10 protein-coding genes are annotated in these 15298 nt (G+C 41.5%); 2 read left to right on the top strand and 8 right to left on the bottom strand.

The window, feature by feature from the left end; translation table 11 throughout:
- Positions 1-4: 4 nt before the first annotated feature.
- From KAI37_RS06390 to cysE, 4 genes are read right to left on the bottom strand one after another with little or no spacing between them, the layout of a single operon-like run.
- Positions 5-3280, bottom strand: a complete 3276-nt coding sequence (locus KAI37_RS06390; RefSeq protein ID WP_220030931.1) for a non-ribosomal peptide synthetase — start codon at positions 3278-3280, stop codon at positions 5-7.
- A 26-nt stretch (positions 3281-3306) separates the two neighbouring features.
- Positions 3307-6486 (bottom strand): non-ribosomal peptide synthetase, encoded by a 3180-nt coding sequence (locus KAI37_RS06385; RefSeq protein ID WP_220030930.1) that lies wholly within the window; start codon positions 6484-6486, stop codon positions 3307-3309.
- A gap of 37 nt (positions 6487-6523) precedes the next feature.
- Positions 6524-7534 carry a SagB/ThcOx family dehydrogenase gene (locus tag KAI37_RS06380; RefSeq protein WP_211201801.1) on the bottom strand — a complete coding sequence of 337 codons (1011 nt, stop codon included), beginning with the start codon at positions 7532-7534 and terminating at the stop codon, positions 6524-6526.
- Between the two features lie 20 nt (positions 7535-7554).
- Positions 7555-8127 carry a serine O-acetyltransferase gene (gene cysE, locus KAI37_RS06375; RefSeq protein WP_071639949.1) on the bottom strand — a complete coding sequence of 191 codons (573 nt, stop codon included), beginning with the start codon at positions 8125-8127 and terminating at the stop codon, positions 7555-7557.
- A 514-nt stretch (positions 8128-8641) separates the two neighbouring features.
- On the opposite strand from cysE, the gene KAI37_RS06370 reads away from it, so the two are divergent.
- On the top strand, positions 8642-9184 hold the full coding sequence (locus KAI37_RS06370; protein ID WP_071639948.1) for a PadR family transcriptional regulator: 543 nt from the start codon (positions 8642-8644) through the stop codon (positions 9182-9184).
- Between the two features lie 13 nt (positions 9185-9197).
- Positions 9198-10406, top strand: coding sequence for an MFS transporter (locus tag KAI37_RS06365; RefSeq protein ID WP_071639947.1), 1209 nt, complete (start codon positions 9198-9200; stop codon positions 10404-10406).
- Between the two features lie 133 nt (positions 10407-10539).
- Here KAI37_RS06365 and kdpC read toward each other — a convergent pair whose 3' ends face one another.
- From kdpC to KAI37_RS26730, 4 genes are all read right to left on the bottom strand, one after another.
- A complete protein-coding gene (kdpC, locus tag KAI37_RS06360; RefSeq protein ID WP_071639946.1) occupies positions 10540-11271 on the bottom strand; it encodes a potassium-transporting ATPase subunit KdpC in 732 nt (243 codons plus the stop codon).
- A gap of 19 nt (positions 11272-11290) precedes the next feature.
- On the bottom strand, positions 11291-13321 hold the full coding sequence (gene kdpB / locus KAI37_RS06355) for a potassium-transporting ATPase subunit KdpB (protein ID WP_071639945.1): 2031 nt from the start codon (positions 13319-13321) through the stop codon (positions 11291-11293).
- A gap of 37 nt (positions 13322-13358) precedes the next feature.
- Entirely contained in the window at positions 13359-15035 is a 1677-nt protein-coding gene (gene kdpA, locus KAI37_RS06350; RefSeq protein WP_220030929.1) for a potassium-transporting ATPase subunit KdpA, read from the bottom strand.
- A gap of 151 nt (positions 15036-15186) precedes the next feature.
- A complete protein-coding gene (locus KAI37_RS26730) occupies positions 15187-15264 on the bottom strand; it encodes a potassium-transporting ATPase subunit F (RefSeq protein ID WP_071559652.1) in 78 nt (25 codons plus the stop codon).
- Positions 15265-15298 lie beyond the last annotated feature (34 nt).

The following is a 15298-nucleotide window of genomic DNA, read 5'->3' as shown; positions in this document are numbered from 1 at the left end:
CCTGTTAATTGATCTTAGAATTCAACTCTATTTGAAGTTCGTGCAGATCACTTGCAGAAATCCCTAATTCGTCATAGCCATTTTGAATCGCAGCAGCATTCACAGACTGCATCTGCTTCGATTGTCCTTTTATAATAAAGGTACTTAAGTCTGCTACACTTGGATGCTGAAATATATCTTTGGTAGTTACTTTAATATCTTTCGCTCGGAGTTGCGCTGAAATTTGAATAGCTTTTATTGAATCCCCTCCCAATGCATAAAAGTCTTCGACCACGCTTACGTTCCCAATGCCCAACACCGTTTCCCATACGTGAGCCACCGTCTCTTCAGTGCTGTTTCTTGGAAGTATAGCTTGATCCTGAAAGAGCTGACTTGTATCGGGCATTGTAAGTTTCTTATGATCCACTTTGCCATTTGCGTTTAGAGGTAGCTTCTTAACTTGTACAAAAAAGGCAGGGATCATGTAGTTCGGCAGTCTTTCAGCAACCCAATGCCTGATTTTTTCGGTATTCATTTCTTGATCTGCAGCAAAATACGCACATAAGCGCTTATACCCTTGTTTATCTGACTGCTCCATGATGAATACTTCTTTTACAGCTTGATTTTCAAGAATACACTTTTCAATTTCACCCAATTCAATTCGGAATCCCCTAATCTTTACTTGATGGTCATTACGTCCCAGAAATTCAATTTCTCCGTTTGCAAGCCGTCGCCCTAAGTCACCTGACTTATATAATCGTTTTTCGTACAGATAGAAAAATTTCTCTTGAGTTAATGGGTCATTGTTAAGATATCCTCGTGCGAGACCTTCTCCAGCAATGCACAGTTCCCCAATTGCCCCAATCGGCTGTTGATGATTTTCCCCATTAAGAACAAGCACCTCCGTATTCTTAATGGGTCGCCCGATCGGAATTGTATACATATCCTCATTGACTTCTTGAATTTCATGATACATCGCATAAACCGTACTTTCTGTCGGGCCATATACATGAATAATTTTACCTTTCCCCATTAACTGAAATGCTTTTTTTACATGTGCTACTGATGCTCGCTCGCCACCAAAAAGCACCTTTCTTACATTGGTCAAGCAATGAATTTCAAGGTCAACGAGTGTGTTAAACAGAGCAGTTGTCACAAAAAAAACGGAGACATTCTCTTTTGAAATTAACTGAGCTAACTCAGATGCATTAAGCAATGTCTCTTTGTCTACTAAAACAAGTCTTGCTCCATTCAAAAGACTCCCAAATATATCAAAAACAGAACCATCAAAAGCAAAGTTGGACAATTGAAGAATAGTGTCTTGTGGTGCAATTTGTACATAATCCGAGCCCTTCACAATTCTCATCACATTGATATTTTCAATCATGATCCCTTTAGGTATACCGGTCGAACCGGAAGTATACATCACATAAGCCAAATGGTTAGCCTCTGATATGCGTAGTGGATTACTCTTATCACGATCATTTGTTTGTTCCAGTACGTCCTCAAGAACTAAAATCTGACGTCTTGCGGAACCCTCTAGTTGTTCCATTAGCTTTGTAATTAAAGATAGATTCGATCGCGAAACCACAATGATTGATAAGTTAGCATCCTGCACAATAACCTTTAATCGCTCGATTGTATTTTCAGGATCAAGAGGTGTATAGCCTGCATTTGATTTCAAGATGCCTAGTATCCCAATGATCATCTCTGGTGAACGCTCTGTAAGTAATCCAATTAGTTGATTAGGTTGAACACCCATATCTTGTAAAACGTAGGCAAGCTTGTTGGCTTGCTTATTTAACTCTGCATAAGATATATGTGTTTCTCTACATGTAAGGGCCGTTGCAAATGGCGAAACTTCAACTTGCCTTTCAAATAAATCTGCAAGTGTTTCTTTTCCGTTACTCTCCATAATCTTTGCACTACTCAATGCAATAATTTCGGTCTCCTCTTCAGCACTCAAAATACAAATATCTTTCAAGTAAACGGAAGGCTCACTACAAATTTTCATTGCAACATTATACATATGATTTGCCATTCTTCTCACTGTATCTTCAGAATAAATATTGGAGTTATAGATAAACGTTATATTTGTTTCATCACCCGGAAGCACTGTAATACTTAAGTCATAATTAGTATGTTCTATAACATCAACATCCTTGATGTTTACATTTACTTCAGCTAACATATGTTTCCATGTGGAACTTAAAGGCGTATTATCAAACACATAAATATGATTAAACAAGCTTTGTCCAATCGAATGATTTTGAATCTGTGATAGTGACAAATGCTCGTAGGGCTGGGAATTTAAATTTAGATGATGAATTTGCTGCATTAGTGAAACAAAAGTTAGGTCCCCCGCTGATTGTATACGTACAGGAACTGTATTAATAAACAATCCTATCATTTGCTCAACTGCTGATATTTCCGGGGGCCTTCCTGCTACAACAGAACCAAATACAACATCGTTACTATTATTATATTTTTGTAGCACCATCCCCCACAGACTCTGATAGACTGCGTTTAATGTGACTTGATTGTTTCGGGCCAACTCTTTTAAAAATTCGGACAGCGGATGCTCCAATTGAATAGAATGTTTACCCAAGCTATAATCTTGAATAGATTTTTTTCCATTACTATGTGTTTGACCTAGCAGGACAGAGCATTCTTCAAATCCGTTTAAATAGTCTTTCCAGTATTTAAGTGCACTTTCTTGGTCTTGTTTTTCCAACCATTCTATATACTGACTATAAGACTGCTCCATATAAGTGAATTCGCTTTGTCCTTCAACTAGAGAAGTATAGATCTCAAATAATTCGCAAAGGAGTAAATCTGAACACCATCCATCCATTAGAATATGATGAAAAGTGAGTACACAAATATATTCCCTAGGGCTTGTTTGCAGCATCGATAGCCTAATGAGCGGATCTCTCGTCAAGTTGAATCCTCGCTGACGATCCTTTTCTAAATATTGCTGAATCCACTGTTTTTCATCCAGACTTGATATATCAGCTCTGCTTTCAAAAACAAATTGAAGAGGCCTTTCCGTTAGCACTACCTGAAGTGGTTGTTTGACTTTTTCCAATAAAAAAGTTGTTCTTAATACATTGTGCCGTTGGATGAGTGTCGAAAAACTTTGCCGCATAAGTTCAACTTTAAGATGACCTTCCATAGTTAGGATCAGCTGTACTACATAAGTGTTAGGCTCAGCATCTGATAGAGAATGATATAATATGCCTTCTTGCATAGGTGACAACGCATATATATCCTGAATTTGTTCTTTCGAAAACGGATTCATTCTATTCACCCGCCTAATCTAGTGGTTTAGATATTTAACGAATTGAGTAGCACATCATAAATCATATTTAAATCCTCTTCTTTTAAATTTTTCAATGTAAAATCACTTGGAGTACGCACCTGCTCCTTTTTGTCTATGCAATGCTGAATAATCCTGATAAGCTGCTTTTCATATCCTTCCGCCAAATGTTGGATTTCTTGTACACTAATTCGTGCACTATCATAGCCGATAGAAAGATGCAATTGATCTCCCTCGATATATCCTGTTATTTCAAGTGCATAACACAGTTCATTATTAGGACTGATATTCCCTAATCCCTCAGGTCCAAAGGAAGCTGCACTACTGTAAGGAGAGAGTTGGAAATATGGAGAATTCGAGATTTGGTCAAGTTGACCTAAATAATTAAAATTAATTTCTGGCTCAATAGAAAATATCAAAGGTGCTCTCAGACGTTCCGGGCTAAGATATTTTAGTACCTCATAGTCCAATCCTTTATTTGGAATAGTTCTAAGATTCTCTTTGGTTTTTGTAATCCACTCAGACAAATCGTCAGGATCATGCATGCATAGAAGTACGGGGCACTGAGATGTAAACCAACCCACTGTACGAGTAATATTCATATCAGGTAAAATATCAGTACGACCGTGGGATTCCATATTGATTACAATCTGCCTGATTTCAAGCCAATCATGCAAAGCCATTCCTAAAGCAGATATCAAAACGTCATTTATATCGGTGTTATACGCATGATGAGCTTGACCAAGAAGCCATTTTGTATTTTCTTTTGATAGAGCAAATTTTAAATTACGTTTGTTCCTTTGTGTTGACCTCTGTACTAGTTCTCTCTTCCACAGTATCGATTCCTGATTAACTCTTGCTTCAAAATCCAGCCAATAGGGAATTTGTTTTACTACCTCCTCACTACATGAATAATTTTCTAATGCCTCAGCCCATCTTTGAAATGAATCTGTCTTCTCCTGTAGTACAACCTGTCTCCCCTCAATAAGTTGCTCATAGGACTTTGTCAAATCTTCGATTAATATACGCAGTGAAATTCCGTCCATCACTAAATGATGTATGGACAGCAACAAATGATCTCCTACCTTGGATCTGAACAACTCTAAATGTACTAATGGACCTCTTTCTAGATTTTTACTCCCTTGAATCTCCGAGATTTGGTTGATAATAAATTGTTCTTCATCCTCAGGCGGCACGTTGAGTATATTGAAGCTGAATACTTCAGGATTCATGTCCATGTTCATCTGCTTTAGAATGCCACCCTCCATTTGGTAAGTCATTCTAAGCGCATCGTGATGCTCAACCAACGTTTTCAAAACATTGAACAAAACCTCTGGTTCATAACGTGCTGGATTATAAAACAGAACAGATTGATTCCAATGATGTTTATCAGTTAACTTTTTTAGAAAAAACCAATGCTGAATAGGGGTAAAGCGGACATTCCCCAAAACTTTACCTTGGTCACCTTTACGGAGAATCTGTTGAATGGACTGACCAAATTGTGCAATAGTAGGTTGTTTTAAAAGATGATGGCTACTGAGCTTTAGATTATGAGAGTTCAACTTTGCAGATAATTGAATGGCTTTAATTGAATCACCACCCAAATCATAAAAGTTATCATTTATGCCCACCTGGCCTACACCAAGAACCTCACTCATTAGTAAGCATAAAAGTTTCTCTAAATCAGTGCGAGGCTGCTGATGATTAAGTTGCCCCGATAAATCCCTAGTTGGACTGGGAAGAGCTTTTCGATCCACTTTTCCATTAATGGTCATAGGAAGTTCAGATAAATAAACAAAATAGGTTGGTATCATATAAATCGGCAATTCTTGCTTGATAAACTGACGCAGCTCAGTTGTGTTTATCGCATTTCGAGCTACATAATACGCGCACAACTGCAACTGATCCTGCTCGCCCTGAATAGTCTGCACCACTACTTCTGTGATTTCCTTGTGTTTAAGAAGGATGACTTCAATTTCTTCCAATTCAATTCGATGCCCACGTATTTTTACTTGCTGATCCGTTCTTCCGTGATACTCCAAATTTCCATCAGAAAGCATCCGTACTAAATCTCCGGTTCTATATATTGTTGTTTCTGGAATTGTTGGATGTTGGATGAATTTTTGTTTTGTAAGCTCTGGACGATTCAAATAGCCTCTTGCTAGCCCACACCCGCTTATGAAAAGTTCTCCAATTTCTCCACAATCAACAGGCTTCAGTTGCTCATCAAGAATATAAAAATTCGTATTCGGCAATGACAAGCCTATAGGAACCGAATTACCTTCAAAAAATGCTGAAGGAGCCACCCATAAAGAAGCGCATATGCTCGCTTCGGTGGGTCCATATGCATTCACATAAGTTGTATACGGAATCCATTGATTTACCAAATTACCGGATGATGACGATCCTGCTGTTATCATCAACCTTAAATTCGTAATACGCGAAGCCTCCAAATAAACAGCATAGCTTGGAGGCAATGTTAGTACAGTAATCATATTTTCTAAAACATAGGACTCAAAATCGAGGGTCTGATGTATTATTTCCTGAGGAATAATATATAAGGTTGCCCCATTAAAAAGTGCCATAAAAATTTCCCAAACAGAGGCATCGAAAGAAAAGCTGGCGAACTGACCAATTCGATCTTTTGAAGTAATATGGAATTTATTTGCCCAAATTGACTGTAAATTTTCAATTCCCTTATGTTCTAATAAGGTTCCTTTAGGCTGCCCTGTTGAACCTGATGTATAGATTAGATAGGCGAGATCGCTTGAGCAAATATTCCGCTCCAAATTGTTGGTCGAACAATTGGAATACAGCTGTTCAGTCACTGTTAATTTACTTAGTCCCGGATGATTAGGAGATTTTAAGTGCTGTTGTGTAAGTAGCAACTTCACATTGCTGTCACTCAGCATGAATTCAACTCTCTCCTCAGGGTACCCTGGATCAAGTGCCAAATAAGCTCCTCCAGATTTAAGGACTGCTAATACTGCAATGATCATATCGACGGATCGTTCCATCATAATTCCGACAATACAACCAGTACTAACATTGTGCTCAACCAATATTTCAGCTAATTGATTGGACTTTTCATTTAATTGTCGATAAGTTAGGTATTTTTCACAACTGACAACAGCGAGACGATCTGAATTAGCTACTACTTGCTTTTCAAATAGACTGTGGATAGTCATATTGTTTTTCCTCCCTGCCGAGATTCCATCGTTCTATTTACTTGAGCCCAACTTCAATGGAATGCAGCATAACCTGACTGGAATTTAGTTTGAAATATTTTTTAATTTTACGGAAATTCATATCACCAATAGAACACAACCCCACCTGCTCCAGCTCAGCTACTTGGGTCAACAGTTGCACCATAATTCCACAGTCAATAGCGGCATACAAATAGCCCATTCCACCATATTTCGGCATTGTAACCTCGCTGTTATAAACCATAAATACAGAAAAAGCCGATGTGCTAAATATTTCTTGATTTTGGGCATAATGCGCTTCCTGTGTGATAACACAGGCGCTGCTTACCATTTGAAGCATATTACGTACAGGATTATAGTAATATAAACCAGCCTTTACCTTTTCTATCCGGGCATCTTTTACATAAATGAATATATCAATTGGATATAGGCCGCCATCGGTTGCATAGAAATAGCGAATCTCCCGATCGGTTATAGTCTGTTTAAAAACAGAGATTAGCTTTGAAAATGTTTTAAATGGAAGTTTACGGTTTATATCAAAATTACGAAAAGATCTACGATTTACAATTTCTTCCGGAAAAGAAACATCCTCTAAGGGAAGATCGTACTCCATAACATTCGAAAATGTGCGTTCAAGCTTTTTTTGTTTGAAGCGATTGTATCGTTCCGGATCGATGAAAGTGTCTTCGTGGTGAGGGTTGTGTACGAGATAATTATGTGGATAAAGAAGCTCTTGAGGGGATAATATAGAACTTACTAATATACGTTCATTAATTAGATGTTTAATAAAATCAACAAGAAATTCCTGATTTAAATGAGAATAATGCTCGATAAGAGATTCCAGCTTTATGCCTTTTTGCGTTATGTAGTACAATTCAGGAAATAGTTCAAGTGCTATACCAGAGAATACTGAATGCTCAATTTCAACGGCGTCCTCTGTTTTACACCAACGAACGGATGGAGACCAGAAATAATCAGCTTCATCCTGGATTAATTTAGACAATTGAACAGGGATTTGCTTATGCATCATAGTTCCTCCTCTAAATATGATCATTTAAAATATCTGACCACTGACTTAATATGCTGGTTGTTTTTTATGATTGAATATCCGTTCCATTTCACTATGCCTGCCGAAACACCAACAACGGTACAATTGGCGGGAACATTTTTTAATACTACTGCACCTGCTCCTATTTTTGAGTAATCGCCAATTTTGATAGGGCCCAACACTTTGGCCCCAGCACCTATGACAACCCAGTTTCCAATAGTAGGGTGCCTTTTCCCCACATCTTTCCCCGTGCCTCCTAAAGTAACATTCTGGTATATTGTCACATTGTTCCCTATTACAGCGGTTTCACCTATTACAACTCCAATACCATGATCTATAAAAATCCCATCCCCCATGTTCGCACCTGGATGTATATCGATTCCCGTAAAAAAACGGCCCCAATTAGATAATATTCGTGCAAATAAATACAAATGAACCTCAAAAAGTAAATGGGATAAACGATAGACTATCAAAGCATGAAAACCTGGATAACATAATACTATTTCAATCCAACTATGTGCTGCTGGATCCATTTCTCTAATAAAGCGGATATCCTTGATCACCTTGCTTAACATTTCGGATCACTCCCCTTGCAGAAAGTACCTTTCCGATGTAAATGTAAGCATCATTATAAACTGCTCATATGTTCCCTCCTTTCTAATAGAAAACATTAATAACTATACATTTTTTAAAAAACATAAAATACTAAATATTTAGTATGTTTCACAAGAAATATTCTACCTCCATATTTTCGTAAAGTAAATATGAATTTAATGTTTTCCAGGTTAAATTTATATTCGCAAACTATTATAAATTCATCAGACTTTATCAGTAAAAAACTATCCTATAATAAAGGGATTATTGGGACCGCTTATCTAACTCCGATGTTGAGGCCAACCATAGTGTCTCCAAGGCCAAAGCCGATTAATTTCGTTAGTATGGCTCTCCTTTTGATGAGGTACAGTGAGGAATGTATGTAGGGAATAAACCTTTACATCATTAGATTGTAATGATATAATCCGACTATAATCCTTTACTAAATATTTAGTATAAAACATTTAGCAATAAAGTTATGGAGGAGATGTCATCTTGAGTACGACACGTGTAATGGTTCTTGGGCTCTTGTTACAATATGGAGCAATGTCAGGATATGAAATACAGCAGAAAATGCAATCAGCACAAACGGATAAATGGGCTTATGTGCAACCAGCTTCCATATATCATGCCTTAAAAAAAATGGATTCAGAAGGAATTGTACAGTTAGAAACATTAGAACAGACAGGGAACCGGTCCAAAGCTATATATGCTATCACGAAGGCAGGAAAAAATGAGTTTAGTCGGCTTTTAATCGAATCATTTAAAGAATCTTCTGTTGTGTTTCCAACAGCACTGTACACAGCTTTAACTTTTATGGATGAGGCTGGGCTCCATGAAATTGAAGAAGCTTTAAGTTTTCAGCAGCAAGCCATCGAAAAAATCTATAAGGAAATGAAACTAGGGCAAGAACAAAAAGCTGAAATTATGGATATCCCCGTAAACGTCATGTTAATTTTCAGAAATATTTATGATCAATGCGAGCTTCAATTAAAATTTGTTAAACAAATTAAAGAGGAAATCAGAAGAAATTTATGAGGAGGATGTAATAATGAAACTGAGTAAAGGAGCACAAAATAAGCAAAAAGCTGCACTAATTGTTGTCGGATTAGCTGTATTCATTGATATGTTAATCTATGGATTAGTCGTTCCCATTTTGCCAAGATATGCAGATTCTCTGGGCGCAACTCAAACTGAAATCGGATTTTTATTCAGCAGTTATGCAATCGCATTATTTATAGCTACACCTGTTTTTGGCCTATTAACAGATCGGATTGGGAGAAAGACACCTCTATTATGGGGGTTAATTGGACTCATAGCCTCCACTTTAATGTTTGCCATAGCCCACACGTTCTGGCTGCTTGTAGTGGCACGCGCTTTTCAGGGAATTGCAGCCGCAATGACCTGGACAGCAGGACTCGCTCTCTTGGCTGATCTATACCCTTCTGAAGAACGTGGTAAAGCCATGGGCTTGGCATTATCCGGTCAAGCCGCCGGAACCCTTCTTGGACCGACAATTGGCGGTTGGTTGTATCAATGGGGAAGTTACCAGCTTCCTTTTTACTTTGCCATCTCCTTGGCCGTCATCGATGCTGTACTTCGACTAATCCTCCTGCATGATATTCCGGAAGCGAAAAATGAAAAGTATATTTCCCCTTTCTCGTTCATGAAAAATAAAGATTTGCTTTTGGTTATTGGAGTGGTGATTATCGGCGCATCCATCCCAAGCGTACTTGAGCCAACATTACCGTTACACCTACAGCACAATTTTAGCGCTAACCCAGGAATTATTGGATTATTATTTGCTATTCCCACGCTTGCTTATGGCCTGGCAACACCTTTTATAGGACAGTTTTCTAGTAAAATCGGCTATAAAAATGGAATTCTCCTCGGTCTACTTATGGTATCCATTGCACTTCCTCTGACTGTACTTCCAGCAATATTATCGCTTCAAGCTGTTATTTTAGCTGTTTTAGGAGTTAGCATGGGTATGGTCCTTGCTCCCTGCTTACCTCAACTTGCTGATATCTCTCAACGAAGTGGAATTCATTCTTATGGAATTACTTTTGCACTCTATAACACGGCATACTCAATTGGCCTAATGATCGGCCCTATTTTGAGCAGTACTCTCACGGATCTAATGAATATTAAGTTCTCTTATTTAATCATAGGCATTATTGTATTTATATACATGTTCGTACTCGCTTCAGCCTTAAAGAAAGCCAAAAATTCATCAAGCAATGTAAAGCTAAGTAAATAAGTGAACAAGAATTCATATCCCCATAAGGAATAAAACATTTTCTTGTATATTTTTCTGTTTTAGAGCATTCCAATTCCTGAAAAAAAGGTATCCCTCAAGCTTATCGCTCAGGAATACCTTTTTTTTGATCCATCTATGGCTTGGCAGGCTGCTCTACCTTCATTTGCGCCTCAAGCGCGAGATTCAGCTTGAGCACGTTCACACGCGGCTCACCGAAAACCCCGGCGCTGCGGCCTTCTGTCTGCTCCTGCACCAGTGCTCTCAGTTGATCCTGCGAGATACCCGTCAAGCCACTAATGCGCGGAATTTGCACCCGTGCCGCCTGTGGCGAGATGTGCGGGTCCAGACCGGAGCCGGAGTTCGTAATCAGGTCCACCGGAACCTGACTGACGGGTACATCCGGGTTATGCTTCTGCCAATCCGCAATAGAGTCCTTGACTCGCTGTATCAAGGCTGGATTCGACGGCGCGTAGTTGCTTGAGCCTGAACCAGCCCCATTGTAATTAACGCTCGATACCCGACCTTGAAAAAACGCCGAATCGGCAAAGGACTGCCCAATCAGTTCGGAGCCGACCACCCGCCCCTCCGCGTCACGAAGCATACTGCCGTTTGCTTGCTGTGGAAACAGAACCTGCGCTACTCCTGTACTGACTAGCGGATATGCCAAACCGCACAAGAGAATCATCAGCACTGAAGTTCGCAAAGCCACTCCAATAACTGCACTTCCTCGCATCTCTTGTCTCTCCGGTTGTCCTCCCGACACTGTCCCGGTCCCTGTACGTTTGTTATGACCTTGCCCGCCAAATTCGGCTTTTTCGTGCGCAGCAAATCTGCGTCCAGACATCATCCGATAAAAACCACTCATGTCGTTCACCCTTTCTGCGCTAAATCCACAAATGCACCAGCAAATCAATGGCCTTAATGCCAACAAACGGTACGACCATACCGCCCAGACCGTAAATCAGCAAATTCCGTCCCAGCAGGCGATCCGAGCTCATCGGCTTATACTTCACACCCTTCATGGCCAGCGGAATCAGAAGCGGAATAATAACCGCGTTAAAGATCAGCGCCGACAAAATAGCGGACAGCGGGGAGCCAAGCCCCATGACGTTCAAAGCGCCCATTTGTGGAATGGCCAGCATGAACATCGCCGGGATGATGGCAAAATATTTGGCAACATCGTTCGCAATGCTGAACGTTGTCAATGCTCCGCGCGTCATAAGCAGCTGCTTGCCGATCGCGACCACCTCAATAATTTTGGACGGATCGGAATCCAAGTCCACCATATTAGCCGCTTCTTTGGCCGCGACTGTACCGCTATTCATGGCAAGACCGACATCCGCTTGCGCCAGCGCAGGTGCATCATTGGTGCCGTCTCCGGTCATGGCAACCAGCTTACCCTGTTCCTGCTCACGTCGGATAACCGCGATTTTGTCCTCCGGCTTGCTCTCAGCTACAAAGTCGTCCACACCCGCTTCTCGTGCAATTGTAGCTGCTGTCAGTGGATTATCTCCGGTGCACATGATTGTACGGATACCCATTTCCCGGAGCTGATCAAACCGTTCCTTCATGCCTGGCTTCACTGTATCCTTCAGATAAATAATGCCGTATATCTGATCATCCAGCGCGACTGCCAGCGGTGTACCTCCTTCAGAGGCTACCTGATTCGCTTTTTCCTCCAGATCGGCTGGAACACTGCCGTTTTGCGATACGATCCATTGCCGAACAGAATCCACCGCGCCCTTGCGTACCTTTCGTCCATCGGCCAGATCCAGACCACTCATCCGGGTCTCCGCCTTGAATTCGATAAAAGTTCCACCTGCTGCCAAGGATGCATCCAACGTATGCTCCTGTTTGCGCATCAATTCGAGAACTGAGCGCCCCTCTGGCGTCTCATCCTTCATAGAGCTAATCGCTGCCCACTTCACTAACTCTGCCTTCTCCACGCCCTCTACAGGCACGAATTCACTCGCCATTCGGTTCCCGAAGGTGATTGTACCTGTTTTATCCAGAATCATCGTGTTGATATCCCCAGAAGCTTCTACCGCCTTGCCTGACATGGCCAACACGTTAAACTGGGTGACCCGGTCCATACCGGCAATCCCGATGGCTGACAGCAGTCCTCCAATCGTGGTTGGAATCAGACAGACTAGCAACGAAATCAGCACAGGAACAGGCAAATCAATATTAAAATGACGGGCAATCGGCGCTAGCGTAACCACTACAATTAGAAAAATAATCGTTAAGCTAATCAGCAAAGTGTTCAGTGCAATCTCATTCGGCGTTTTTTGCCGCTGTGCGCCTTCCACGAGCGAAATCATTTTATCAATAAATGTCTCGCCCGGCTCTGTCGTAATCCGCACCTTAATCCGGTCACTGACCACTCGCGTCCCGCCGGTTACCGAGCAAAAGTCACCACCCGATTCCTTGATGACCGGAGCCGATTCGCCCGTAATTGCAGATTCATCCACCGAAGCCAGGCCTTCAATGACCTCACCATCGCTTGGGATCATTTCGCCCTGGGAGACAATAACCACGTCCCCCTTACGCAATTCGGTTGAGCTAACCACCTGAATGTCATTTCCGATGAGCTTGTTAGCTTGCGTATCCTGCTTGGATTTTTTTAAAGAGGCAGCTTGTGCCTTACCCCGCCCCTCCGCGAGCGCTTCGGCAAAATTAGCAAAAAGCAACGTAAACAACAGAATAACAAACACGGCCAGGTTAAAGCCCAATTCCTTGCCAGTTCCAAAATAACCGGGAAACAGTAACATTAGCAGCACGACCAATGTACCGATCTCCACGACGAACATGACAGGATTTTTCATCATAATCATCGGATTTAATTTTATAAAGCTATCCTTGATCGCATGCTTCAAGATGCTTCTGTCCAGCATGTGTTTGCGCTGTTCCTTCATGATCAAACACCCCGTTCATCCATTCTCATTTTCTTCTTCACATGGTCAAAAATTCAGCAACAGGTCCCAATACGATGACGGGTAAAAAGGTCAACGCACCAATCAGCAGCACGACCCCGATCAGAATAGCTCCAAATAACTTGTTGTCCGTGCGCAGTGTCCCCGTCGTCACCGGAGTCGGTGCTTTGGCATTCAACGAAGCCGCCACACCCAACAATGCAATCATAGATACATATCGTCCGAAGAACATAACCATCCCCGTTGTCATATTCCAGAATACGTTGTTATCCGAAAGACCTTCAAATCCCGAACCGTTATTTGCGGCAGATGACGCATATTCATAGAGCACCTGAGTTAACCCGTGATAGCCAGGGTTAGTGACCGCATCGTATCCCCAATGACTCATAAATGCAAGTGCAGTTGGGGCGAGAATGAGAAACGGATGTACCAAAATGGCAATCGCGATCAGCTTCATTTCCTTGCCTTCAATCTTCCTTCCCATAAATTCCGGAGTTCTCCCGACCATCAGTCCGCATATAAACACACCCAGAATCGCATACATCAGCATATTCATCAGCCCGACACCCTTGCCGCCAAAAATGACGTTTAGCATCATTTCTCCCAAAGCAGCCATACCACCCAGTGGGGTTAGTGTATCATGCATATTATTGACCGAACCTGTCGTTGCCGCTGTTGTGACCGCAGTGAATAAAGCCGATTGTCCAATGCCGAAACGAACCTCTTTCCCTTCCATGCTTCCTTGAGAAGCATCCACACCCAGTGTCTGGATTAACGGATTACCTGTCTTTTCAGACACATACGTAATGGATAGAAAAATTAGAAACAATACCATCATGGAGCTAAAAATAATCCAGCCCTGTTTACGATTACGGGCAAACAATCCAAAGGTATACGGCAATGAAGCCGGCATTACCCACATTGCCAAAATTTCCAGCACGTTCGTCCAAGGACTTGGATTTTCAAAAGGATGCGCAGAGTTAGCTCCCGCATAACCGCCCCCGTTTGTCCCCAAATGCTTGATGGACTCCAGAGAAGCAATGGGTCCCATAGAAATCTGCTGCTGTGTTCCGCTCAGTGTCGTAAGATCCGCCGTAGGCTGTAGCGTCTGTGGTACCTTCAATCCAACCAGCACCAGCGTAAGCACAAAGGCCAGCGGCAGGAAAATTCTTATAATGGCTTTAATAAAATCTTGAAAGAAATTGCCCATCCCTTCACCGCGCCGCGTCAATCCCCTCATAAAAGCCGCAGCAACCGCAAAACCGGAAGCAGCCGAAGTGAACATCATCATCGTGACGAACGCCATCTGTGTCAGATACGTAAGCCCGCTTTCTCCGCTATAATGTTGGAGATTCGTATTCGTCATAAAGCTGATTACCGTATTAAAAGCTAGTGATGCTTCCATATTACTGTTTCCCGCAGGATTACCGGGAAGCATTCCCTGTATACGCAACAGCAAGTAGCTGATCGCCACAAGCACGACATTCGTTGCAATGAAACTCATAACATACGTAGTCCAACGCATGCTCTCCAGCTTCTTCAATCCTACTATCTTATAAATCAGCTTTTCTGTTCCGCCAAAAATCCGATCCGTCCGATTGGGTTCATTCGAGAATACATGATACATATAAGTGCCCACTGGCTTTACCAAGAGCAGCAATATGACGATCACAATTCCAATTTGAAGCAGCTCCATCCTTTATTCCTCCTTCAAAATGCTCCTGCGTTTGGAACAACAGACCTGCTTCCAGAGCACCAATTGTGTGCACACGTTTGCGAAAACCTGCTACCTATGATGCTTAATATTCAGATCTGTTGTTCCCGCCCGCTCTATCCCCTATAGCTGACTAGAACTTTTCAGGGTTCAGGAGTGCGTAGATTAAATACATAAACACAATAGCCGTAAGCCCAAGTATAACGATCATCCTCTTCGTCCTCCTTTAGAGGTCTGCGCATCAC

The sequence above is a fragment of the Paenibacillus sp. S25 genome, from assembly GCF_019454085.1.
Classification (GTDB): Bacteria; Bacillota; Bacilli; order Paenibacillales; family Paenibacillaceae; genus Paenibacillus; species Paenibacillus polymyxa_B.
The sequence above is the reverse complement of the archived record's forward strand: the minus strand, read 5'-3'. Positions and strand labels throughout refer to the sequence as shown.

Bases quoted from the DNA above. Each gene is read 5' to 3' on its own strand.
- kdpB (WP_071639945.1), bottom strand. From the start codon at position 13,321: ATGAAGGAACAGCGCAAACACATGCTGGACAGAAGCATCTTGAAGCAT.
- KAI37_RS06390 (WP_220030931.1), bottom strand. From the start codon at position 3,280: ATGAATCCGTTTTCGAAAGAACAAATTCAGGATATATATGCGTTGTCA.
- KAI37_RS06385 (WP_220030930.1), bottom strand. From the start codon at position 6,486: ATGACTATCCACAGTCTATTTGAAAAGCAAGTAGTAGCTAATTCAGAT.
- kdpC (WP_071639946.1), bottom strand. From the start codon at position 11,271: ATGAGTGGTTTTTATCGGATGATGTCTGGACGCAGATTTGCTGCGCAC.
- KAI37_RS06380 (WP_211201801.1), bottom strand. From the start codon at position 7,534: ATGATGCATAAGCAAATCCCTGTTCAATTGTCTAAATTAATCCAGGAT.
- cysE (WP_071639949.1), bottom strand. From the start codon at position 8,127: ATGTTAAGCAAGGTGATCAAGGATATCCGCTTTATTAGAGAAATGGAT.
- kdpA (WP_220030929.1), bottom strand. From the start codon at position 15,035: ATGGAGCTGCTTCAAATTGGAATTGTGATCGTCATATTGCTGCTCTTG.
- KAI37_RS06365 (WP_071639947.1), top strand. From the start codon at position 9,198: ATGAAACTGAGTAAAGGAGCACAAAATAAGCAAAAAGCTGCACTAATT.
- KAI37_RS26730 (WP_071559652.1), bottom strand. From the start codon at position 15,264: ATGATCGTTATACTTGGGCTTACGGCTATTGTGTTTATGTATTTAATC.